The organism is Diaphorobacter sp. HDW4A (genome assembly GCF_011305995.1).
Lineage (GTDB): Bacteria > Pseudomonadota > Gammaproteobacteria > Burkholderiales > Burkholderiaceae_C > Diaphorobacter_A.
Genome location: NZ_CP049910.1, coordinates 2941402 through 2962547 on the forward strand (window position 1 = coordinate 2941402; position 21146 = coordinate 2962547).

General features: G+C 56.8%; 20 protein-coding genes. 11 read left to right on the forward strand and 9 right to left on the reverse strand.

Going from position 1 to position 21146, the window contains the following annotated elements; all coding sequences use genetic code 11:
- Positions 1–149: 149 nt before the first annotated feature.
- The 6 genes from G7047_RS31505 to G7047_RS13315 form a co-directional block, all read right to left on the reverse strand.
- Positions 150–317 carry an IS3 family transposase gene (locus G7047_RS31505; protein ID WP_371813890.1) on the reverse strand — a complete coding sequence of 56 codons (168 nt, stop codon included), beginning with the start codon at positions 315–317 and terminating at the stop codon, positions 150–152.
- A 116-nt stretch (positions 318–433) separates the two neighbouring features.
- Entirely contained in the window at positions 434–952 is a 519-nt protein-coding gene (locus G7047_RS13295) for a transposase (protein WP_166306108.1), read from the reverse strand.
- Between the two features lie 131 nt (positions 953–1083).
- On the reverse strand, positions 1084–1353 hold the full coding sequence (locus tag G7047_RS13300) for a SemiSWEET transporter (protein WP_166306111.1): 270 nt from the start codon (positions 1351–1353) through the stop codon (positions 1084–1086).
- A gap of 12 nt (positions 1354–1365) precedes the next feature.
- Positions 1366–2382, reverse strand: a complete 1017-nt coding sequence (locus G7047_RS13305) for a 2Fe-2S iron-sulfur cluster-binding protein (RefSeq protein WP_166306114.1) — start codon at positions 2380–2382, stop codon at positions 1366–1368.
- Positions 2383–2396: 14 nt separating this feature from the next.
- Positions 2397–2726 carry a non-heme iron oxygenase ferredoxin subunit gene (locus G7047_RS13310; protein ID WP_166306117.1) on the reverse strand — a complete coding sequence of 110 codons (330 nt, stop codon included), beginning with the start codon at positions 2724–2726 and terminating at the stop codon, positions 2397–2399.
- 181 nt (positions 2727–2907) lie between these two features.
- Entirely contained in the window at positions 2908–4407 is a 1500-nt protein-coding gene (locus tag G7047_RS13315; RefSeq protein WP_166306120.1) for a PAS domain S-box protein, read from the reverse strand.
- A gap of 220 nt (positions 4408–4627) precedes the next feature.
- Between G7047_RS13315 and G7047_RS13320 the strand changes: the two genes are divergently transcribed.
- The 6 genes from G7047_RS13320 (at position 4628) to G7047_RS13345 (ending at position 10845) form a co-directional block, all read left to right on the forward strand.
- Complete coding sequence (locus tag G7047_RS13320; protein ID WP_166306123.1) at positions 4628–5962, forward strand: acetamidase/formamidase family protein; 1335 nt, start codon at positions 4628–4630, stop codon at positions 5960–5962.
- A gap of 44 nt (positions 5963–6006) precedes the next feature.
- Positions 6007–7209 (forward strand): SRPBCC family protein, encoded by a 1203-nt coding sequence (locus G7047_RS13325; RefSeq protein WP_166306126.1) that lies wholly within the window; start codon positions 6007–6009, stop codon positions 7207–7209.
- A gap of 14 nt (positions 7210–7223) precedes the next feature.
- A complete protein-coding gene (locus tag G7047_RS13330; protein ID WP_166306129.1) occupies positions 7224–7571 on the forward strand; it encodes a hypothetical protein in 348 nt (115 codons plus the stop codon).
- A gap of 67 nt (positions 7572–7638) precedes the next feature.
- Positions 7639–8124, forward strand: coding sequence for a nuclear transport factor 2 family protein (locus G7047_RS13335; RefSeq protein ID WP_166306132.1), 486 nt, complete (start codon positions 7639–7641; stop codon positions 8122–8124).
- A 210-nt stretch (positions 8125–8334) separates the two neighbouring features.
- Positions 8335–9411 (forward strand): porin, encoded by a 1077-nt coding sequence (locus G7047_RS13340; RefSeq protein WP_240939482.1) that lies wholly within the window; start codon positions 8335–8337, stop codon positions 9409–9411.
- Positions 9412–9429: 18 nt separating this feature from the next.
- Positions 9430–10845 carry a cytosine permease gene (locus G7047_RS13345; RefSeq protein WP_166306135.1) on the forward strand — a complete coding sequence of 472 codons (1416 nt, stop codon included), beginning with the start codon at positions 9430–9432 and terminating at the stop codon, positions 10843–10845.
- Between the two features lie 287 nt (positions 10846–11132).
- Here G7047_RS13345 and G7047_RS13350 read toward each other — a convergent pair whose 3' ends face one another.
- Positions 11133–11771 (reverse strand): response regulator transcription factor, encoded by a 639-nt coding sequence (locus G7047_RS13350; RefSeq protein ID WP_166306138.1) that lies wholly within the window; start codon positions 11769–11771, stop codon positions 11133–11135.
- A gap of 375 nt (positions 11772–12146) precedes the next feature.
- Here G7047_RS13350 and G7047_RS13355 point away from each other — a divergent pair, with 375 nt between their 5' ends.
- From G7047_RS13355 to catA, 4 genes are all read left to right on the forward strand, one after another.
- Entirely contained in the window at positions 12147–13412 is a 1266-nt protein-coding gene (locus G7047_RS13355) for a styrene monooxygenase/indole monooxygenase family protein (protein ID WP_166306141.1), read from the forward strand.
- The gene (locus G7047_RS13360; protein WP_166306144.1) at positions 13402–13941 is read left to right on the forward strand and encodes a flavin reductase family protein; all 540 of its coding nucleotides are present in this window, start codon (positions 13402–13404) and stop codon (positions 13939–13941) included. The genes G7047_RS13355 and G7047_RS13360 overlap by 11 nt, the downstream gene beginning before the upstream one ends.
- A complete protein-coding gene (locus G7047_RS13365; protein WP_166306147.1) occupies positions 13938–14762 on the forward strand; it encodes an SDR family oxidoreductase in 825 nt (274 codons plus the stop codon). The genes G7047_RS13360 and G7047_RS13365 overlap by 4 nt, the downstream gene beginning before the upstream one ends.
- Before the next feature lie 104 nt (positions 14763–14866).
- Positions 14867–15799, forward strand: coding sequence for a catechol 1,2-dioxygenase (catA, locus tag G7047_RS13370; protein WP_166306150.1), 933 nt, complete (start codon positions 14867–14869; stop codon positions 15797–15799).
- 280 nt (positions 15800–16079) lie between these two features.
- Here the strand turns inward: catA and G7047_RS13375 are convergent, their stop codons facing one another.
- Together G7047_RS13375 and G7047_RS13380 are read right to left on the reverse strand one after the other, a co-directional pair.
- Positions 16080–17993, reverse strand: a complete 1914-nt coding sequence (locus G7047_RS13375) for a hypothetical protein (RefSeq protein ID WP_166306153.1) — start codon at positions 17991–17993, stop codon at positions 16080–16082.
- 860 nt (positions 17994–18853) lie between these two features.
- Positions 18854–19192, reverse strand: coding sequence for a hypothetical protein (locus G7047_RS13380; protein WP_166306156.1), 339 nt, complete (start codon positions 19190–19192; stop codon positions 18854–18856).
- Between the two features lie 722 nt (positions 19193–19914).
- On the opposite strand from G7047_RS13380, the gene G7047_RS13385 reads away from it, so the two are divergent.
- Entirely contained in the window at positions 19915–21123 is a 1209-nt protein-coding gene (locus G7047_RS13385; protein ID WP_240939323.1) for a site-specific integrase, read from the forward strand.
- Positions 21124–21146 lie beyond the last annotated feature (23 nt).

Genomic DNA, 21146 nt, shown 5'->3' on the forward strand with positions numbered 1-21146 from the left:
CGGCATTTTTCAAATTGAGCAATCTCAAGATATACTGTATTTTATCACCGGCTTGCGCCCCGGCAGGCTGCTGAGCTCCGACTGGATCAGCTCCAGCTGAGCGAGATACTGCAGCGCCCAATCCACCTCCCCCTTCGACCGCCCGAGCGCTAACACCAACTCGGGATGAAAGAACCAACGGCTGGGATGCGCGCGGAGATACCGGAGCAGGACATCCGAACCGCTGCCCGGACGAATGACACCAGCGCTGCCGTGATCCGCCGGTATCCGTAGCGGCCCTTGTGCTCGTCATAGACAGTGCGAATTCTGGCCTCCATGGCGCATTGCTGGTCGGCGCGCTGGGTCGCCTGGCATTGGTAGTAGAACGTGCTGCGCGCCAGGCCCGCCACCTGCAACAGGTCCGCCAATTTATGGTCATGCCTCAACCCGGCAATCAGACGCGCTTTGTCGGCGCAGCTGACCTCTTCGACCGGATCAAGGCCTGCAATTTTTTTAGGTACGCGACCTCCGCGCGCAGGCGGTCGTTCTCTTCCCGCAGGGTTTTCTCCGCATCGGCAACGACCGTGCTCGGCGGTGTTGCAGAGCGTCGTTCTGGTTTCATCTTGGGCTGTTCTTCTTTCCCGATTTCGCGCGCCTGCAGACGGCCTTGATTGAGATTACGCCGCCAGACTACGACCTGGTTGGGATTGCGGATGTCATAGAGCGCCGCGACCTGACGGCTGGGGAGCTGCTCTCGATCCTGATGAGCCAGCACCTGCAACTTGAACTGCGCACTGTACGCGCTGCGCTTGGGGCGCAAACCGTCGATGCCGTGCAAGTGGTAGTGGCTCGCCCACGTGCGGATCTTCTCCTCGGGAACCGACCATCGCCGAGCCAAAAGCTTCGCGCCGCCTTCGCCTGCCAAGAAGCTTTGGACCACTTCCAGCTTGAACTCCGTTTTGTACTTCTTCATGAAACCTCTTGAAGTCTGTCCAACTTCTGGGGGTCAGTTCAAAACCGGGGCGATTCAGTGAGGCTGCAATGCGGGTTATTACTTTATTTCGGGAGGCATCCGTATAAGGTTTGCTATGGAAGCAGAGAGCTTCACGGAAATTTATTCTTCTCTACTTTGTATTTGAAAAAAATGACCAGAATCGCCAACACTAGAACGATAGCGTTATTCAGTACGATGGGCAGAGCTCCGATCAAGAGCCCGTAACACAGCCACAGGCCGACGCCCCCGATGAAGCATGTGTACATTCCATAGGAAATGTCACCTGCCGAGCGGGTTCGCCATATTTTCAGGACCTGGGGAATGAAGGAGATCGTAGTAAGCACGCCAGCGACAGCTCCGATGGTATCGGTCAGGTTCATGTCGCTGCGCTTTCAGAAGAATCGGTCGAAGTAGATCTGCGACTTGTCTACCATATGGCGTGTCTGCAGCGTGTCAAGCACCGCCTGGATCATGGGTGGCGGGCCTGCCATGTAGTAGTCATGACCGTGCAGGTCGGCACCCATGATTTCTTCTACATATTCATGGATGAAGCCGACGCGGCCGCTCCAGCGCGGGGCGTCTTGCTCCTGCGTGGACGAGACGGAGGGATAGAAACGGATGCGCTCGCCAAAACCGGGTAGGCTCTCCAGCAGCGCCTCGCCGCAAACGTCGCGCTGGGTTCTCGCACCGTAGAAGAAGTGCAGACGGCGCGATGCCAGCTGGCCTGTGCTGGCCATGGCTCGGGCGATGGACACCATGGGTGCCAAGCCAGAGCCACCGGCGATGCATACCACATCACGTGCAGAGTCCTCGCGTAGAAAGGCCATGCCGAATGGGCCATCAAGCGTTATCTGGTCACCCACATGCAACTGATCGAACAGCGTGTTCGAGGCATTGCCGCCTTTGACTCGTCGCACCTGAAAGTGCCATTCGCCCTTACCGTTAGGAAGGTTGGACATGGAGTAGGCGCGCGTGCCTCTTACCCCTGGCAGTTGCAATGTGGCGAACTGGCCGGGCCGAAATGTGGCAGCGGTATCTGTTGCAAAGCGGAACTCACGAATGTCGTGTGTGATTTCATTGGTTGCGATTAGTGTGGCCGTCTGCTTGAGTGGATTCACCTGAGGCATGCAGGCTTCGTCAAAGCGGATCTTGATGCGGCAATCGGTGAGCGGTCGACATTGACATGCCAGCTTCCGGTTCTTGGCACGGTCACGTGCCGACAGACCCGGCGCGTCGTCCCATAGCACTTCCACGTCGCCTTCCAGCAACTCAAATTTGCAGGTGCCACATGCGCCAGCCGTGCATTCGTAGGGCATGCCGAGGCCGGCGCGCAACCCACCCGCGAGCAATGAGTCGCTGGGCGCGCAAGTGAAAGACTGCTCGCTTCCTTCAATGCGAATTTCCGTCATGACGTACATCTCCTTCACTGGCCGAGGCGAATGCCGACGATACCGTTCTCGATCACGACCGGATAGGTCTTCAGGTTTACCACACAGGGAGCTCCCACGGCCTCGCCGGTGCGGATGTCGAACGCGCCCTGATGGAAAGGACACTCCACCACATCGCCGACTATCTCGCCATCACACAGCGACGCTTCGCCGTGGGTACAGGTGTCGTCGGTGACATGAAACTCACCGTTCAGATTGAAGATGGCCAGCGGGGGGTGATCCGCCAGTTCCACCCGCTTGGGGCAATCCGGCGTGACTTCGGAGGTCGGGCAAAGAAATTGAATGGTGTGCTCGGCTATGGCCATGAAATTGTCCCATGATGGATTCGTCAGCGAATCGACGCGTCATCGGCAGCGAGCTAGCTCTGGGCAAACAGCATTTGGATGACACGAAACGATGGCTTCATCGTATGGGCGGGGACGCCGCGCAGCTATTGGATTGATTGCTTAGCAACTACGGGCTTTTGCTTATGCCCCGCTTTGACATTCAGGAAGATCGCGGAAGCATTACATGAAAACAGGTGCCTGAGTTGCCTTCCAGGCGAGTGAACCACACATGTCCCTCGTGCGTATCGACGATGGATTTGCAAAGTGAAAGTCCGATGCCCAAGCCAGAATTTTTGGTGGAAAAAAAGGACGTAAAGATCTGGTCGGGACTTACCCTTGGCAAACCTGGACCGGTATCCGTCACGGTGATTTGCACCCCCCTGCTCTCGCGGCTTGCGATGCCGATGTGCAGTCTGCGCCGATCTTGGGGTACGTTGGACATGGCCTCGATACCATTGACCGCGAGGTTGATGACGACCTGCTGAATAAGCACTTCATCACACTCAACTTCACAATTCGCATCGTCAAACGCATAGCTCACCGATACGTCGTGATCGCGTGCGCGTATCTCGATCAGACTGCGGATGTCTTCGATCAGCGAACGCAGGTCGATCACTTGTCTTTGGAAGCTGCGGTTGCAAGTAAACTCGCGCACCTTGTTGATGATGCGACCGGCGCGCTCGGCCTCGTTTTGCGTCAGCTCCAAAACGCGCAGCAATTCGGCGTTGGTGTAGTTACCCGAACGGATGCGTCTGCGGCACCCCGCGACGAAATTGACGATGGCAAAGAACGGCTGATTCAGCTCGTGCGCTAACGCCGTCGCCATCTCGCCTGTGGTGGAAATGCGTGAGATGCGACTGAGTTCCAGTGCCCGCAAGCGTGCCTTTTCCTCGGCCGCAATGCGTTCAGTGACATCGCGGAAGTTGATGAGAATCCCCCTGACCGCAGGGTCGTCGAGGAGATTGCGGCAAACGCCCTCGTGGGTCTTCCATTCCCCGTTGCGATGGCGCACGCGGTAGCTCAGCTTGACGCTTGCATTAGTTTTCAGTTCGTACAGTCCGTCGAGTGCTGTGCGCACGTCTTCCACATCTTCCGGGTCGATGAAGGCATACACGGAGCGGCCCATAAGGGATCGTGCCGAGACGCCCAGCAGAGCGTTGATGGAGGGGCCGACAAACTGGATAGCGCCGTTGATCGACACGATGGCGATGCCGTCCGAAGAGCGCTCGATGAGCTTGCGGTAGTAGCGCTCACGCTCCTTGAGCACGGCATGTGCTTCCTTGCGCTCGGAGATATCCCGCGCCATTGCGATGACGCGCCCGATGCCGTTGATTTTGATGCGCTTGAGGCTCACTTCCACAGGCGTTTCTTTGCCCGATGCGTTGCGGATGACCCATTCGAAGATCACCGATTCGCCGCTGTCACGCGCCTTCCAGATCCGCTGCAGACCGATCTCCGTATTGAACGGGGGATGGTTGCGGGTGAGTTCACCGATGGACATTCCGCGCAGCTCTTCAATCGTGTGGCCATACAGTTCGCAGGCCTTGCGATTGGCTTCAAGAATTTCTCCTGTGTCCATATCGTGGATGACCATGATGTCGTTGGCAAATTCAAAAACGTCTTGGTAGCTGGTACTGCTGAGTGGACTGGTGACATTCATGCTGTGTGCCTTCGCATACGGAGAGTCGCCGAGCAGCATAGCACCGCACTTTTCGCCACAGCACTGTGGATTGCCCGTTAAGTGTTAGCACTTAACACACTAGTCATCCGACCGGATAACGGGCGCGTCGACATCTCCTTACGCTACGAGCACTGATCAAAACACATGTTCAACCGCAATCCGAATCCACGCGTTTCGCAAACACTACAAGGAGATTTTGATGAGCCAAATCACAGCCGTGGCACCTGAGGACGTTGTCCAGGTGACCTCTTTCACGCGAGGCGTCATCGGCCCAAGCCTGAAGCTGCTGGGTCCCGTAAAGGATGGTGGTCGCATTATGACCGGAACGCCCCCCGGCTGCTGGGGCCCGATGATCACACCGATCTTCCGGGGCGGTCATGAAGTCTCGCAGCCAGTCGCTGTGCAGGGCGCCGAAGTCGGCGATGCGGTGGCACTGAAGATTGAGCGCTGCTCCGTCACTTCGCTCGCCACCTCGTCGGGCGTGATGGAGTTTGTGGAAGGCCGTTATCTGGGTGATCCCTTCGTCGCTAAACGCTGCACGACCTGTGGCACCGAAAGCCCGTCAAGCCACGTAGAAGGCACGGGTGATGACGCGATTCACTGTGACGTATGCGACGCCGAAGTCAACGCGTTTCGCTTCAGCCATGGCTATGTCATCGTGCTCGACAGCGAGAATCGTGTCTCGCTAACGGTGAACAAGGAGGTGGCCCAGCGAATCGCCGACATGCCCAGCGAGTTGGCACGCCTGCCGGAACTGTCCGAGCAGCATTCCATCCTTTCGCTGGCACGCTCCGATATAAGTGGTCTCGCGGCGCACATGCAGCCGTTCCTTGGAAACATCGGCACCATCCCTTCCGTGGACATGCCCGACTCGCACAACGCGGGTGACTTCGGCTCCTTCCTGATCGACGCACCACACCGTTTCGGTATGAGCCGCGAGTCGCTCGATGCCAACAAGACCGACGGTCACATGGACACGAACAGTGTGCGTGAAGGAGCCATCCTGATCTGTCCCGTGAAGGTGCGAGGCGCCGGCGTGTACATGGGCGACATGCACGCGCAGCAGGGAAATGGCGAAATCGCTGGACACGCGACTGATGTGGCAGGAGAAGTAGAACTAAAAGTGCAGGTTATCAAAGGCCTGAAACTTGACGGCCCCATTTTGCTGCAACGCCCCGACGATCTGCCACCGATGGCACGCCCCATGACTGCAGTGCAGCGTGCGCACGTAAAGGCGTTGGGCGAGCGCTACGGCCAGCACAAGATTGAAGAGAACGCTCCAATTACCTTCATTGGCTCGGCAGCGAATCTCAATGATGCCACCAAGAACGGTCTGCAACGTGCAGCAGACGTGACGGGGCTTCCCTACGACGAAATTCTGAACCGCGCAACGATCGCAGGTTCCATCGAGATCAGCCGTCTGCCTGGCGTGGTTCGCGTCACCTTCTTGTGCCCGATGCCCACTCTTGAGCGTATCGGAATTGCGCACCTGGCTCGCGCGCAATACGGGCTGGACAACTCTGCTCGAGCCTGAAGAAGCACTTCTGCCCCCTTACCCATTCTTTGAGAGGTACCGTCATGGAGACAAACAACCAAACCCTTCGGTGGGCCAGCAAGTTCCCGGAACTTGGCACCGAGCCTATTCCAGTGGAGCCCTGCATTGCACCTGAGTTCTACGAGCGCGAGAAGGATCGCGTGTTCGCACGCACCTGGCTGAAGGTCGGCCGCGTGGAAGAGATATCCAGGGTCGGCGACTATAAGGTCAAGAAAATTCATTTCGCCAAGACATCGGTGATTCTGATTCACGGCAAGGATGGAGTGATCCGCGGCTTTCACAACACCTGCTCGCACCGCGGCAACAAGGTGATTGTGGAAACCGGCGAAGAAACCTACGGCCGCAACAAGGCCGCTGTGGTGACCTGCCGCTTCCACGGCTGGGTGTACGACGGCAAGGGGCAACTGGCACAGGTGCCCGAGGAGGAGCGCTTCGCTTCGAGCTTCGACAAGTCCGCCGAGGGCCTGACTCCGGTGCACACCGATGTCTGGGAAGGATTCATCTTCATCAATCTGGCCGAGAAGCCGGATCGTTCGCTGAAAGAATATCTGGGCGGAATGGGCCAGCATCTGGCAGGCTACCCTTTCGCGGAGATGAGCCAGGTCTTCAGCTACAACACGCTGCTGGACTGCAACTGGAAGATCGCACTCGATGCCTTCTCCGAGGCCTATCATGTCTCCACCATCCACGCGGGATCGTTCCCTAACGTGTTCTCCAGCGGCCTGTCCGATGTGGAACTGTTCGGCGAACACCGCACCACTGGCATCTGCCTGTCGCTCAATTCCAAGCCGACTCCCGTGGCCGCCATTGCCAACAGCATCACGGGTGCATCGCTCGTCTCGCAACGGGGCTCGTCCATGCTGCCGCCGGGGGTGAATCCGAACCGCCACAACGACTTCTCGTTCGAGCTGAGCGTGGTGTTCCCCAATATTCTGATCCACGTCTCCGAAGGTATCTGGTTCACTCACCAGTTCTGGCCGGTGGCACACAACAAGACTCGGTGGGAAGGCAAGTACTACGTGAAGCCCGCCAAGACCAATAGCGAGCGCTGGGCTACCGAGTTCGCTCAAGTGCTGCAGCGCAACGCCTGGCTGGAAGACACCGCCACGATGGAAGACACCCACGCGGCCCTCGAATCGGGTGCCAAGCAACACATGTTCCTGCAGGATGAGGAAATCCTGCTGCGCCATGGCTACAAAGTGCTCGAACAATATCTTGAACAATGATGGAGAAGACGGACATGACCTCACAGAATTTGTTGCCAGAAGAATTCAAAACTCTTGAACCGCTGGTGGCGGTGTGGGCTTTGCCCACGCAGAACGAGCGCCAGCAACGACGCATCGCGTCCACACGCCCAGCACTCAAGAGTTTCTACGACACCATGCTGCAGCAGTTGCCCGCCATCCTCAAAAAGCTCGATGAGTTTCCGCTTGATCAGCTGCCGCAGAAGGAGTCCCGCCTGATGACGCTGGCGCTGTCGCTTGCGGAAGTGGCTCCGCACATCGAGCTGTATGGCGGCGACCCCAAAGTACCCTATGCGTTCGACGAGGCACGCTTCGTAGCCGAGCACGGTCAGCACGCAAACTGATCACAGCCCTTGTGCGGTCTGCAACGCCGTCGAGGCGTTGCGGATCGCCATCCCGGGAGATTAACCGATGGCTACCAGAACGCTCACTCAGCGCGTCACCCGCCTTGAGGCGATTACTGAAATCCAACAGCTTGTCGGGCGCTATGCCCATGGCGCAGACCGGCATAACGATGCCGCGGTGATGGCCCCGCTCTTTGGCCGCAACGCCGTCTGGGAGGCCAAGGGCTTCGGACGCCATCAGGGGCGCGAAGTGATTGCCATGGAGCTCGCACGCATCGGCAGGGAAGAGATCGTGTGGAGCGCGCACTACATGACGCCGCCCGTCATCGACGTGGACGACGATCTGCTCCAGGCCCGATGCCGCTGGCATCTATGGGAACTAGCCCAGATCCAGGACGCATCAGGTAGCGGCATGCCCGCCGCGGCGCACTGGATCTGTGGTGAGTACGACACCATCGTCATCGTCGAAGCAGGGCGTTGGTGCTTCCAACAGCTTGATCTCAACCTGCGCCTGATCCATCGACACGATGCGGCGTGGTTGCCGCTCGGCTGAAAACCAAACCACGCACGTACGGTAGTCGTGCACTTGAGGTACGGACGTCAGTCCGTGTTTATGCCAATGCACTGACGTGTGGCGCTGAGCAGCACGCACATCCGAAGAAGTCCGCAGTATGCGCCAGTTTCAGCGCAGGGATAGCCATATCCAGAACCCAGAAACGATCACTCGAATGATCTGAATAAGTCACAACCAAGGAGTCAAAAGATGAAGAAAAACGTCAAGTGGATTTTGATGGCAGCCATTGGAGTGCCGCTCGCGGCGGCTGCGCAAAGCAACGTGACCATGTACGGAACGCTGGACGCAGGCATCACGACCATAAGCAATCAGGGGGGCTCGCGGAACACCATTCTTGCCACTGGCATGCAGATTCCAAACCTGTTCGGCTTTCAGGGCAGTGAAGATCTGGGCGGCGGCACGAAGGCGGTCTTCAAGCTTGAGACCCAGTTCGGCCTCGACGATGGCCAATTCATCGGCGGCAGCGGCTTCACCCGCCAGACCTATGTTGGCCTTGCCAGCCCGGTGGGCACGTTCACCATGGGCTATCAGTACGAGTTCATGTTCGAGTCGCTGTCTGCAGCACGCCTTGCCGGATCGCTGCCTTATGTGAGTCTCTACAACCTACAACAGGGTCCGTTCCAGGGACTGGGAACACCTTACGGCGGACTGGACTTCAACCGCGTTGCGGGCGCATTTCGCGTACCAAACTCAGTCAAGTTCGTCACCAAGGACTTCAATGGCTTCAACGCTGGCGTGCTGTACGGCATGGGTGAAAAGACTGGATCGTTCGGAACCAACAGCACAGTCAGTGCGGGCGTCAACTATGCGAGTGGCCCCTGGGGTGCGAACGCCGCGTACACCTATGCGCAAGATACGTCCATCAATGAAGGCAAGGACGGCATCCGCAACTGGGGTGTCGGCGGCCGCTACACGACGAGCTCCATGCAGGTGGACGCGATCTACACCAACACACAGAACACCTTCACCAAGGCTCGCGCCAACGTTTATCAGGTGGGTGCAGATTTCAAAATCACCCCTACCACCATCCTGCGTGGCGACTATCAGCTCATGAAAGGCAACGCGTTGATGGCCAACAACAAGGCGCATCAGTTCGGTGTGACGCTGGACTACTGGTTCTCCAAGCGCACCGACGTCTACGCCAACTTGGTCTATCAGCGCACCAGCGGCAACGGCTCGACGAACGCATGGATTGCAGGCTTGCCCGGAGCTTCCGATGGGCACAGCCAAGCGGCCGTGCGCATCGGCATGCGTCACTTTTTCTAATGGACAAGGAGATTCATCATGCATAGTGAATCGCAAATCAATTCCCGCACCGACGATCACGCGCTGGAGGCCGTTCCAGACAGCGAACGTCAAAACTGGCTACAACTGTCGTGGAGCACAGCGGGCATTGTCACCACGCTTATCCAGCTGTTTGTCGGCGCACTCGTGACTTTTGTTGCGGGCATCAAGATCGGTATGTTGGCGGGCGTTTTCGTGGCCATCGTCGGTGCGCTGCTCGGTTGGGGCGCCGGCCACATCGCTTACAAGACAGGGCTGTCCAGCACAGTACTGTCTCGCGAGCATGGCCTTGGATCGCGTGGCTCGGCATTGTTGGCACTAGTGTTTGGCTTCATGATCACGGGCTTCATCGCCCTTGAGAATGCGCTGCTGTACAAGGGCTTTCTGTTCTATCTGAACCAGCCCGACACGGTGTCCATGCGCATCATCATCTATGGCACTCTCACACTCGCGTGGATTCTGCTTACGGCCTTCGGCTTCAAGTTGGTGGCGCGTGTGTCCTCGCTCACACTGGTGGCCTTCCTCGCGGTGCTGGTGTACATGATGGCTGAGGTCATCACCACGTCCGGTCAGTCTTGGGCATCGGTCACGCAATTCGGTGCACAGATGCCCGAAGAGATGTTGCGTGCTATGGGCGCTGACACCGACTTCGGCAAGTTCAGCTTCTGCGTGAACGTGATGATCGGCTCGGCTGGGGCACTGGCACTGATCGACGCCGATCTCGGTCGCTACGCCAAGTCCTCTCGTGACATCGCCATCGCTGCGGTGATCGGCAACGTGTTCATGGACATCGTCATGGTCGCGATCGGCGGTATCGTGATGTACGCGGGCATGGATCAAGTCATCGCGCATCATGTCAAGATCAGTGGCCTTACCGAAGCTGCAGCCCGTGCGCTGGCCCTGCAAAGTCCCGACAGCGTGGCCGTGGCCTTCATCATCTTTGGTGGTGCGTTGGGCACTTTGCTGATGGTGTTTGCGCAATCGAAGGCGCAGGTGCTCAACACATACAGCGCCTCTCTCTCACTCACCAACCTTGCTGACGTGCTGTTCAACTGGCGTCCCGGTCGCTTCACCTTCGTGGTCTTGAGCAATGTGTTCGCCTGTCTGATGCTGGTGGGATCGATCCTCGATTGGTTCAACTCCTTTATCACCGTTCTGGGTGTACTCACCACGTGTTTCGCGGGGATCATCATCGCCGACTACCTGTTCGTCAAACCACGCTTGGGGTATTCCGCTCCGGTGGGCGAGGAGATCAACTGGGCTGGAGTCATCACAGTAGCTGTTGGGTTTGTACTGGCGCATTTTGTCTTGCAGAAGTATGTGCCCATCGAGTTCTTCACTTCGCTGGTGACTTCTTTCGTGCTTTATCCCGCGCTTAGAATCTCTATGCTACGCAAGATGAAACCAGCAATCTAATAACCAGAAATCAAAAAGCCCGATCTTTCTTTGGAGAGATCGGGCTTTTTTTCTTGGTGAGGCTTTTTGATTGACGGATTGTTGCCATCTGCTTGAACATGCCGTCTTCGTTTTGTAATGCCGATATGGCTCCTCCTGCTTTTGCAAAACATGGCAGTCATCTGTACTGCCAGTGTCACGTCTGATGGGCTATATCAGCATTGGTTTTGGATGTTGCAGCGCTGTGCTTGCTACAGTGTTCCTCGTTGGAAACCGGAGGTTTGGTGGATGATCAAGTTCTTTTCGCTTCAATACTGCGTCGATCCGCGCATACCCAGTCGAATTAACTCTGCCAGCGAAGTAGCTCCCAGTTTCTCTCGAATGTGAGCCCGGTGCACTTCCACTGTCTTGTAGCTGATATTCAGTCGGATGGCTATGACTTTGGACGCAAGGCCTTCCACCAGCAGGTCGAAAACTTCGCGCTCGCGTGTCGACAGCTGGTTGAGCAGGTCCGTCGTCTCATCATTGGCCCTGGCCTTGTGATATTCGTTCAGGCCGACCTTGATGGCTCCGGTGACCTTGTCCAGCAGGTCTTGATCGTTGAACGGTTTCTCGATGAAGTCGTATGCGCCGTCCTTCATGGCACGCACGGTCATGGGGATGTCGCCATGCGCTGTCAGGAAGATGATGGGCAGATTGAAGCCCGAGGTGCGCATTGTCTGCTGCAGCTCGAAGCCGCCCATGTAGGGCATACGCAGGTCCAGCAACACACAGCCAGGCATACCCGGGTCAGCGCCGGCGAGAAACTCGCGGCCGTTGGCGAAAACTTCTACTTTGTGGCAGACGGATTCAAGCAACCAGCGCAGCGATTCACGCACTGACTCATCGTCATCGACGACATAAACCTTGGGTTCGTATTCCCGGGCTGTTGAGCGAGTTGTGGGCATGGAGCTATCAGCTTGCTTCTGTGTTATTGGATGAGCCGCGTGAATGCAAGTAGCGTGCCCGTGCGAGTTGCAGCGGTGCTGGTACTTAGTGGTGCCTTCGCATTCATCGTGCGTCCGTCGTGGGAGGCTGATGGGTTCAGCTTTGCGCAAAATTTTAGCCATCAAAAGCGCAAATCTGCAATCGGGAATTTCCGCAACATTTCTTGGCTTTCCGGGTTGGCATCTAGAGGCGTTGGGACAGCACGTGACTGAACTGCGTATCTGCTGGATCCGACTAAGTGCTTCCATCTATGCGTTTAGGTAGCCGAGCGCATTTACCGCGAAGCCCTGCGCTTTTACGCTATACCCTATCCCAACAAGCAGGAGACAGACGTCGTGACGAAAGTAGCAATCATCGGCGGCGGGCAGTGTGGCTTTCATCTGGCATTCGGATTGCTCGATCGAGGCTTTGACATCACGCTCTACACAGACCGCACCCCAGACCAGCTTCTGGGCGGAAAGATACCCAGCACCGCCTTTCTATTCAACCAGACGCTGGAATGGGAGCGCCGCCTGGGACTGAACTTCTGGGAAGACTGCGCGCCCATTGGCGAGGGCATGCTGGTGGACTTTCGCGATCCCGGCGGCAAGGTTCTGATGACGGTGAAAGGCCAATTGGGCGATCGCTCTGGTCAGGCCATCGACCAGCGCTCCAAGTTCGCGCGCTGGACGCAGGAGTTCGAGCGCCGCGGCGGCACACTGGTGTATCGCGCCATAGACATGAACGAGTTGGAAAGCATTGCTGGCGACAGCGATCTCACGTTGGTCGCTTCCGGCAAAGGGCCAATCAACGCACTGTTCGCTCGCGATGCAGAGCGCAGCGTGCATGCAACTCCGCCCCGCAATCTGGCGGCTATGCTGCTCAAAGGCCCCAAGCTGATCGGCGATCAGCCTTGGCCAAAAGCTCCCTTTCGGCCTCTGCGCTTCAATTTCGTGTTCGGCGTGGGTGAGTTCTTTTCGCTGCCGTTCTATACCCACACAGTGGGCGAATGCCGCAGCATACTGTTCGAGGCACGTCCAGGTGGTCCGATGGACCGCTTCCAATCTGCAGCAGACGGTGCAGAAATGTTAGAGATCGCACGTGGAGTAATGCGTGACTACGCGCCCGACGATCTACCCTTCTTCGAAGGTGCACAGCTCACCGACGAGAATGCTTGGCTCAAAGGCGCGTTCACACCGACGATTCGCCACCCAGTCGGTAAACTCGCATCGGGCCGTGTCGTCATGGGTGTGGGCGATACTGTGTGCCTCAATGACCCAATCTCGGGACAAGGCGCCAACAATGCATCGCGCATGGCGGAGCATCTGATCCAGGCCATCGTTGCCCATGGCAACGCAGCATTCGATGCGGACTGGATGCAGAACGCATTCGACGCCTTCTGGAATAGTTCGGCAAGCTACACATCGGCCTTCACCAACGCGCTACTGAACCCACCGGGCGATGCAGTGATGCATGTGTTGCAGGCAGCGTCTGTCCAGCCGCATATCGGCGATCACTTCATGCGCTGCTTCGAGCGCCCCAGCGAATACTGGCCGTGGATCACCGATCTGGAAGAGGCCAAGCGATTCGTCGCCGACAGGAGCCTGAGCCATGCTGCATGAACAGGAAATCAAAAATCGCGCCTGGCGGCATCGTCATGAGATCGCAGAGGCTCCAGCGGATTTCCGCAAGGCACTGGGTTGCTTTGCCACTGGCGTGACCGTGGTGACGACCGTGGATAGCGAAGGAAACCGCGTTGGCCTCACCGCCAACTCCTTCACGTCGGTGTCCATGAACCCACCGCTTGTGCTCTGGAGCCTGTCACGGCGCTCGCCCAATCTTTCGGCATTCGAAACCTGCGATCACTTCGCCATCAACGTGCTGGCAAATACGCAGCGCCATATCTGCACGCAGTTTTCTCGCCCTGTGGAGGACCGCTTTGCAGGTGTCGAAGCCATCGAAGGTGCGGGCGGCGTGCCGATGATCGCGGGTGCCGTTGCGCATTTTGAGTGTGAGAAAGAGGCCGTGCATTCGGGCGGAGATCACATCATCTTCGTCGGCCGTGTGAGCCGCTTCCGCTGGCATGAAAGAACACCACTGGTGTTCTGCATGGGCGCGCTGCATGAACTGGAACTGAGTCAAGACAAATGAGCAACTCACTAACCACCAAGAATGCTGCGGCCGGCATCGCCGGAAAGACCGCCATCGTGACCGGTGCTTCCACACTTATCGGCGCTGCCGTGGCCCGTGCGCTATGTGACGCCGGAGCCAACGTGGTTCTGGCCGACATCGACGTGACCAAAGGCCGTGCGATTGCCGAATCTCTGGGTTCGCAAGCGGTGTTTGTTGAAACCGACCTGGCCGATGACAGCGCGGTGCAGCATTGCGTGCAGTTGGCGAAGGAGCGATATCAGCGCATCGACTTTCTCGTGAACGTGGCCTGCGCATACATCGACGACGGCTTTGCCTCCACGCGTGAACAGTGGCGCAAGACCTTTGACGTCAACGTCGTAGGTTCCTGCGTTTTGCTGCAAGCCGCGCATCCGCACATGGTCGCGGTAGGTGGCGGTGCCGTCGTCAACTTCGGGTCGACCAGCGCCTCAGCTGCTCAGGCCGGACGCTGGCTTTACCCGGCGAGCAAGGCTGCCATCGTGCAGTTGACACGCAGCCAGGCGCTGGATCTGGCCAAAGACAAGATCCGCGTGAATGCCGTATCTCCGGGATGGACCTGGTCGGGTGTGCTCGACGCCGTGTCCGGAGGTGACAAGGCCAAGGTCAATTCGGTTGCCAAGGACTTTCACATGCTGGGTCGTGTCTGCGAACCAGAGGAGGTCGCCAATGCGGTTGTGTTCCTGCTCTCCGACAACGCGTCATTCGTGACGGGAGCGAATCTGGCTGTTGATGGTGGGTACTCGGCGCTGGGGCCAGAGCAAGGGTTGTCGGCCATTGCGGCCGTAGTCGCAGATACGTGAACCACGTTTTATCTGAAGATCGCACTGCTGGTGAGACAGAGGCATTCGCGGTGAGGTCGGAGGATTTTTTTATTCTTACGAATCCACGAAGGAGACAAGAAACCATGAGCGTCAAAATTTTCAACACTGCCGAAGTACAGGATCTGCTAAAGGCGGCTGCCAATCTCAAAGCCAACGGCAGCAACGAGCGTCTGAAGACCATCGTGCATCGCCTGCTCGGTGACCTGTTCCTGGCCATCGACGATCTGGACATGACACCTGACGAAGTGTGGGCTGGTGTGAATTATGTCAACCAACTCGGCAAGGATGGCGAAGCCGCGTTGCTTGCCGCCGGCCTAGGTCTCGAGAAGTTTCTCGACATGCGCATGGACGCGGAAGACAAGCAGGTCGGCAACGACGGTGGTACGCCACGTACCATCGAAGGCCCGCTGTACGTGGCGGGAGCTGAGGTACGCGATCACACCTCGAAGATTGACCTTGACGAGGATGACGCCGCCAGGCCGTTGCGGATTCACGGCATCGTGAAGGACCTAAATGGCAGTCCGCTCGCAGGGGCGATCGTGGAATGCTGGCATGCCAATTCCAACGGTTTCTACTCGCACTTCGACCCCACCGGAGCTCAAAGCAACTTCAACCTGCGCGGAGCGGTCAAGACCGGTGCCGATGGCACTTACGAGTTCCACACCCTGATGCCAGTTGGCTACGGTTGCCCGCCGCACGGCGCAACGCAAACACTGCTGACAAAGTTGAAGCGCCACGGCAATCGCCCCGCACATGTGCACGTCTTCGCTTCTGCCGAGGGCAAGCGTAAGCTGACGACGCAGTTCAATATCGAAGGCGATCCATTGATCTGGGACGACTTCGCTTACGCCACACGCGAAGAACTGATTCCTCCTGTCACCGAAAAGTCTGGCGGCGCGGCACTCGGCTTGAAGGCGGACAGCTACAAGGACATTCAGTTCGACCTTACGTTGACACCGCTCGTCTCTGGCAAGGACAACCAAGTCGTTCATCGCCTGCGCGCCACGGTGGAGTGATGGCGACCAAGGCCCGCTGCGGTAGCGGGCCTGCGTACCAGTTCAATCAAGACTTCATGAATCCCTGCTCGAATAGCCCTTGCTGCTTGTGAGCGGGGATTCATGTATGGAGCCTCGAGGAAGCGGGGGACGCTACCGGGAACATGCTGGAAATGGCCTGCGGGCAGGTGTCGCAAAACCCTAGATAAACGCAGTCGACCGGGCGGGAGCCGAGCAACTCCGCTTATGCTCGCTCCCTGCCTCGCGACGGCGTGTCCAATGTATAAGTAGTTGTTAACCGCTAATTTGCGCACGCCAGCCATTGCTGTGCTTGCTCGTGCGCTGTGTGAACTAGGGACTTGCCAGCCACAAGGGTTGCAACACGCGCATGGGCAACAGCAGTTGGGTGAGAGATGTTGGTTAACCAGTCCAGGTATAGGCTTCCATTTGGGGCCACACGGGAACCGACCAGAGCGGCATCGTTTGCTAGGCGCAACCCGCGCCCTTGCTCATCGTCATATGGGTCGAACGCCAGAAGATTCTTCATGGGGCAGCTTTTGGGTGCGCGCACATACTCGATGTTCTTGAAATATACCCAGCGAACACGGTCTGAGTTCCTGCAATTTTCTCCTAATGCTTCGCATTTAAGCGTGCCGGCGCAAATCCCACGGTTATGGAACGCGGGCAGCGAGTCGATGAGCTCCCAACCGAATTCCTTGGAACTACTTACCTGAAGCTTCCGAAGCGGGGCTACATAAAGGTCTCGAATTTGGTTGAGCTTGGTTGGGCTGATTCCGTACCAAGCGGATTCATTGCGTAGAGGGCCGGGTAGCTTCGCTGCGATCATTTGTTGGACTGGGCGGTTTGCGTCGCCAGTCCGCCGCTGGCAGGCCTGCAACTCCTTGGTCGCTTCCGTTGGGGGTAAGCTGTTCGACGCTGGGTCTGGATACTGCAACATCCGCACCTTTGTCTTTCCTGGTTCTACGAATTCTTCAAAACCTGCGCGCAGATACCTGTAGTTTGTTGGCAAAAGTTGAAGGTATTTTTTCGCATCCTTTGGGGCCACGGGCGCAAGCGCCCAGTCGACTCCCTTATCTACCATCGAACCAAGTGAAGGCAACTTGTACGACAGTTTGGCGGGGTGGAAAACGTATTTCACAATACCGCTGAATTTGGTGTCATTGCCGCCGAATAGAACTAGAATCTCATCAGGCTTCAAAGGTGCTGCGCAGTGCCACTTTGTTACCTCCTTGGCAGCATATCCGTAATAGGGGTGGAGGTAGGCTTTCGCGATATCGCTTGATATTTGTATTTTTTTCGGTATGGGATCCGTTGGACAAAGAAAGCGCGCTAGCGCTTCTTGTTGAGAAAAATTCAGGAATTTGTCTTCGCGGTTTGTGCTAATTTCCGTTCCGGCCGTTCCCGTCGTGTTCTTTTGTGGCAGAAAGAAGCCGTCCATAATCTCGGCCCCTGAGCAGGCAAACGATGCGAATTGGACGACGGTATCTTTTTTGGTGAGTGCTTGTTGTAATGAATAAAGCGAAGGCCAAGCCATGATGGACCGATGACAGTCAGTGTCCAGCCACTGGGCATTCACAATTTTTAGCGCCTTAATTTCGTCGGGATTCAGCATCCAGTCGTGGGCAGGTCGTCTCAAAGAGCTAGTATCTGGTGACCATTTAAAATCCGCGGGATAGTCGGGGTTTCCTTCTCCGGATGCGAAGGAGTCGCCTATCGCTACGACTAGGCGACTTTTTACTAGAATGGCCTGTTCAAACTGTTCGCCTGTGGTTTTACGCACTGTCAATGTTGCTCGCTCGCCGATGGTCGCATTGAGCGCAGGCCCGATCTGACATGGTCCGGTGATCTTCTGAGTAGATCGGTCGGTGTCTTTGGTTAAAGTCCACTCGCACGAAGGATCAGACCACGTAGTTCTGCCTCGAATCGTGACGGAGGGGGAGAGGATCCGACTGGCATCGTGCTTTCCGGCGTTAGAGTTCCAAGCAGACCCGTCAAGATGTTTGACTTGGTCGCGTAGCTTGAGTCGGGTTATTCGAGTTTCTAGATCAATAGGGTTATCGCCTACTGATTCTCCAAGAGATTTAAAAGCCTCTTTGGTGAAAAGTGGAAATCGGTTTTCGACCTCCCACTGAATCTGAGCGTGAGCGCATACGCATACCAATCCACTCAAAAGAGCTGCAGCAGTCTTTCTCATCTTTTATCTCCCTCTCGATCTAAAGCATACTGATACAGCTCGGCAAAAACAAGAGAAATATTATCTATAGATAATTCATATCGGTCCACCTGGATAGATTGACAGTCGCGTGGACAGACAACTTCTGACTAAATGCTGCAGAGCAAATCCATCAGTGAAAATGAGAAAGACTGTGAGGGTTGTCCATGACTTCATGGACTGCAGTGCGGTGAGTGCACGGCTAACCAGATCCACGTCTCGAAAGTTGTAGGTCTTGAGCGGCTTTAATTTTCCGGCCGTCCGGACCCGTTCAACGCGGATCGTCTGGTTGTTCCAATCCACATCCCCCAACGCTGCCACAGCTGGGCAGGCCACGTGGTTACGGTCCGCTTGAGCACATTGGTCAAACCAGCCGCTTACTCTTCAATAACGGGCCATGCATCCGTTCCCAATTTGGACGCGAACGACATCGTTACTCCGATGGAATGGCTTGACGTATTCTCTACAATTCAAGCTTGCATCGTAGAGAATACGACCACCCGGATTTGAGTAGCAGACGTGCCAGTGGCATACCAGTCAAAGTGTTGAAAGTCTTCCACACGTCGCCAGCGCTGCAAGTCGTGCGCTTGTCCATAGCGGTAACATCGAGTGACTGCACAGTACTGGCAATGATGGGCGGCATCATCCAGCCGGATCTGGATGATCTACTGAATGCTCAGGGCTGCACTACCGGTGCAGCGCGTTCTCAGGCACAGAAAGTGGTTCGTGCGTAAGTCCGTTGAAGTCTCTGGACAGTACTGAATCGCTGGCCCAGAGTAATTCTGAAGATTTCAACACTTAACGGAGATAAAACCTAAAACATCAACGACGGGTGGGCCAATTCAATTGAAAGAAAACACAAAAGCCCCCGAATCTGTACCCACCTTCATCTCTTTCAAGCTGGGCAGAGTACATATGCCAAAGCCGCTGAAACTTTCCCCAAATTTCAGCTTAATCGTTTTCTTCAATCCATTCTCCGTAATTGGGCCAAGCGCACAGTTTCCGCGATTGATCGTCACGCTCTTGACAATAGCTTCATCCGCTATGGCACGAACCTCGAATGTCATCATATGGCTGAGTGGACCGGATTTCACGGAGACCTCCACATTTGATTGAGCGGAGCACCCCTGCAAGAGCAATAGCGCTGCCGCGCATGCCGCAAATTGCGTTTTAGTTTTCATAACAAGCCATTCCTTTTCAGTTGATTGATTCTTTTATCCAAACCGGTCTACCCCCTTGGAGAATTAGCCCCGCTCCCATGCACTGCGGAAGGACACAGGGGCTCCGGCTGAGACCGGATTACCGGTTCAGGTGTGATGTGGCAGGCAAACCCATATCTGTCTGTGGCGATTCTGTTGACGCACGTCAGCGGCAAAAAACCGGTGATACCGTTGGGATCTGGAAGATATGCAAATGCAGCCCATTCAGGCCATCAGCCCAATGCACTACCCGCCTAATTCAGACCCGCAGTGCTTTACACTTTCTGGCCTTGACCAAGATGGGTTCAGTGCAACAAGGACAGTCCTTGGTGACTTGCGCCATGGGCTGGACGATAGGGTGTGAGCCGCCTTGCTGCGACTGCGCTCGACCCAGGCCTCCAAAGATCATCTGGAACCAGAACTTCCAGAGCCTGATGAAGCCCCACACCAGGATGGGCAGAAAGATGATCAAGCCAAGCACGACTCCCCCTCCTCCGCCCCCGCCAAAAATAGCGCCACACGATGGCGCTTTTTCATGTCCAAACGCGCCAGATTGACCGTTGAAAATCAATGTGTTACGCTGCGATATATGGTGTTATATACAGTATTTCTTCATCCACCATTCAATCGACTTTCATCCCCAAATCAATGTTTTATGGCCTATGTGATGGCCCATAAATGAGATGCCCAAGCGAATTCTTGAAATGACGGCTCTGGAGGTGTCGCGTCTGCGCGAAGACGGCGCGCACGCGGTCGGCGGCGTGACTGGCTTGTATCTACAGATCATCGGCGGGTCCCGCGTCTGGGTCTACCGCTATGTGTTCATGCACCACCGGCGACGCATGGGCCTCGGCAGTTATCCGGCCGTGACTCTCGCCTCCGCCCGAGAAGCAGCGCGCGCGGCAATGGGCTTGCGAGACAGCGGCACAGACCCACTCAAAGCACGCAGCGACGAGCGCGAGGCCGCACGTCGCGCGGCCGCGAAGCAGCTCCCGTTTCAAGACGCGGCAGAGGCATACATCACAGAGCACGAATCGACGTGGCGCAACGCCAAGCATCCACAGCAGTGGCGTAACACCCTCAAGATGTACGCCTACCCCAAGATTGGCGACGTGTTCGTTTCCGAGATCGATGCTGCGCACGTTCTGCGGTGCATCACCCCCATCTGGAAAACGAAAACCGAGACAGCCTCGCGCGTTCGTGGTCGCATCGAGCAGGTGCTCGACTGGGCAGCAGCTCATGGCCACAGATCCGGCCCTAACCCTGCCCGCTGGCGCGGACAACTACAGCACGTCCTACCCAACCCCAAGAAGGTGGCACCCGTCAAACACCTGGCAGCGATACCGTTCGATGATTTACCCAAGGTCTACAGCGAGATTTCCACGTTCGGCGGCCAAAGCGCCCGAGCCCTTCGCCTCCTCATCCTCACCGCCGCACGCTCGAGCGAGGCGCGCTATATGCGCTGGGAAGAACTCGACCTTGATGCAGGCGTGTGGACCATCCCCGCCGAACGCATGAAAGCAGGACGCGCGCACCGCGTGCCACTTTCCACCCAAGCGCTGGCCATCATCGAAGGTCAATCCGCATTCAGAGATCGAGAATTCGTCTTTCCATCTGTCAGGAATGGGCCGCTCTCAGATATGGCCCTCACGGTGCTGATGCGCAAGCACCATCTTGCCGCCGTGCCACACGGCTTCCGCTCGACGTTCAGAGATTGGGCCGGAGAAACCACGCACCACCCGCGCGATGCGGTGGAGCTGTGCCTTGCGCACAGCATCGACACCAAGACAGAGGCCGCTTACCGGCGCGCCGATATGTTGGAAAAGCGCGCTGTGATCATGCAGGAGTGGGCTGACTATGCGCTGAGCGCACTCGCCAACCAAACAACGAAAGCTGCTGCAACCGAGACATAGTTAAGATTGCGGAACTAATTTTT

What these genes read in the sequence shown, in the direction of transcription:
- G7047_RS31505 (WP_371813890.1), bottom strand. Translation starts at nt 317, where the DNA reads ATGGAGGCCAGAATTCGCACTGTCTATGACGAGCACAAGGGCCGCTAC.
- G7047_RS13295 (WP_166306108.1), bottom strand. Translation starts at nt 952, where the DNA reads ATGAAGAAGTACAAAACGGAGTTCAAGCTGGAAGTGGTCCAAAGCTTC.
- G7047_RS13300 (WP_166306111.1), bottom strand. Translation starts at nt 1,353, where the DNA reads ATGAACCTGACCGATACCATCGGAGCTGTCGCTGGCGTGCTTACTACG.
- G7047_RS13305 (WP_166306114.1), bottom strand. Translation starts at nt 2,382, where the DNA reads ATGACGGAAATTCGCATTGAAGGAAGCGAGCAGTCTTTCACTTGCGCG.
- G7047_RS13310 (WP_166306117.1), bottom strand. Translation starts at nt 2,726, where the DNA reads ATGGCCATAGCCGAGCACACCATTCAATTTCTTTGCCCGACCTCCGAA.
- G7047_RS13315 (WP_166306120.1), bottom strand. Translation starts at nt 4,407, where the DNA reads ATGAATGTCACCAGTCCACTCAGCAGTACCAGCTACCAAGACGTTTTT.
- G7047_RS13320 (WP_166306123.1), top strand. Translation starts at nt 4,628, where the DNA reads ATGAGCCAAATCACAGCCGTGGCACCTGAGGACGTTGTCCAGGTGACC.
- G7047_RS13325 (WP_166306126.1), top strand. Translation starts at nt 6,007, where the DNA reads ATGGAGACAAACAACCAAACCCTTCGGTGGGCCAGCAAGTTCCCGGAA.
- G7047_RS13330 (WP_166306129.1), top strand. Translation starts at nt 7,224, where the DNA reads ATGACCTCACAGAATTTGTTGCCAGAAGAATTCAAAACTCTTGAACCG.
- G7047_RS13335 (WP_166306132.1), top strand. Translation starts at nt 7,639, where the DNA reads ATGGCTACCAGAACGCTCACTCAGCGCGTCACCCGCCTTGAGGCGATT.
- G7047_RS13340 (WP_240939482.1), top strand. Translation starts at nt 8,335, where the DNA reads ATGAAGAAAAACGTCAAGTGGATTTTGATGGCAGCCATTGGAGTGCCG.
- G7047_RS13345 (WP_166306135.1), top strand. Translation starts at nt 9,430, where the DNA reads ATGCATAGTGAATCGCAAATCAATTCCCGCACCGACGATCACGCGCTG.
- G7047_RS13350 (WP_166306138.1), bottom strand. Translation starts at nt 11,771, where the DNA reads ATGCCCACAACTCGCTCAACAGCCCGGGAATACGAACCCAAGGTTTAT.
- G7047_RS13360 (WP_166306144.1), top strand. Translation starts at nt 13,402, where the DNA reads ATGCTGCATGAACAGGAAATCAAAAATCGCGCCTGGCGGCATCGTCAT.
- G7047_RS13365 (WP_166306147.1), top strand. Translation starts at nt 13,938, where the DNA reads ATGAGCAACTCACTAACCACCAAGAATGCTGCGGCCGGCATCGCCGGA.
- catA (WP_166306150.1), top strand. Translation starts at nt 14,867, where the DNA reads ATGAGCGTCAAAATTTTCAACACTGCCGAAGTACAGGATCTGCTAAAG.
- G7047_RS13375 (WP_166306153.1), bottom strand. Translation starts at nt 17,993, where the DNA reads ATGAGAAAGACTGCTGCAGCTCTTTTGAGTGGATTGGTATGCGTATGC.
- G7047_RS13380 (WP_166306156.1), bottom strand. Translation starts at nt 19,192, where the DNA reads ATGAAAACTAAAACGCAATTTGCGGCATGCGCGGCAGCGCTATTGCTC.
- G7047_RS13385 (WP_240939323.1), top strand. Translation starts at nt 19,915, where the DNA reads ATGACGGCTCTGGAGGTGTCGCGTCTGCGCGAAGACGGCGCGCACGCG.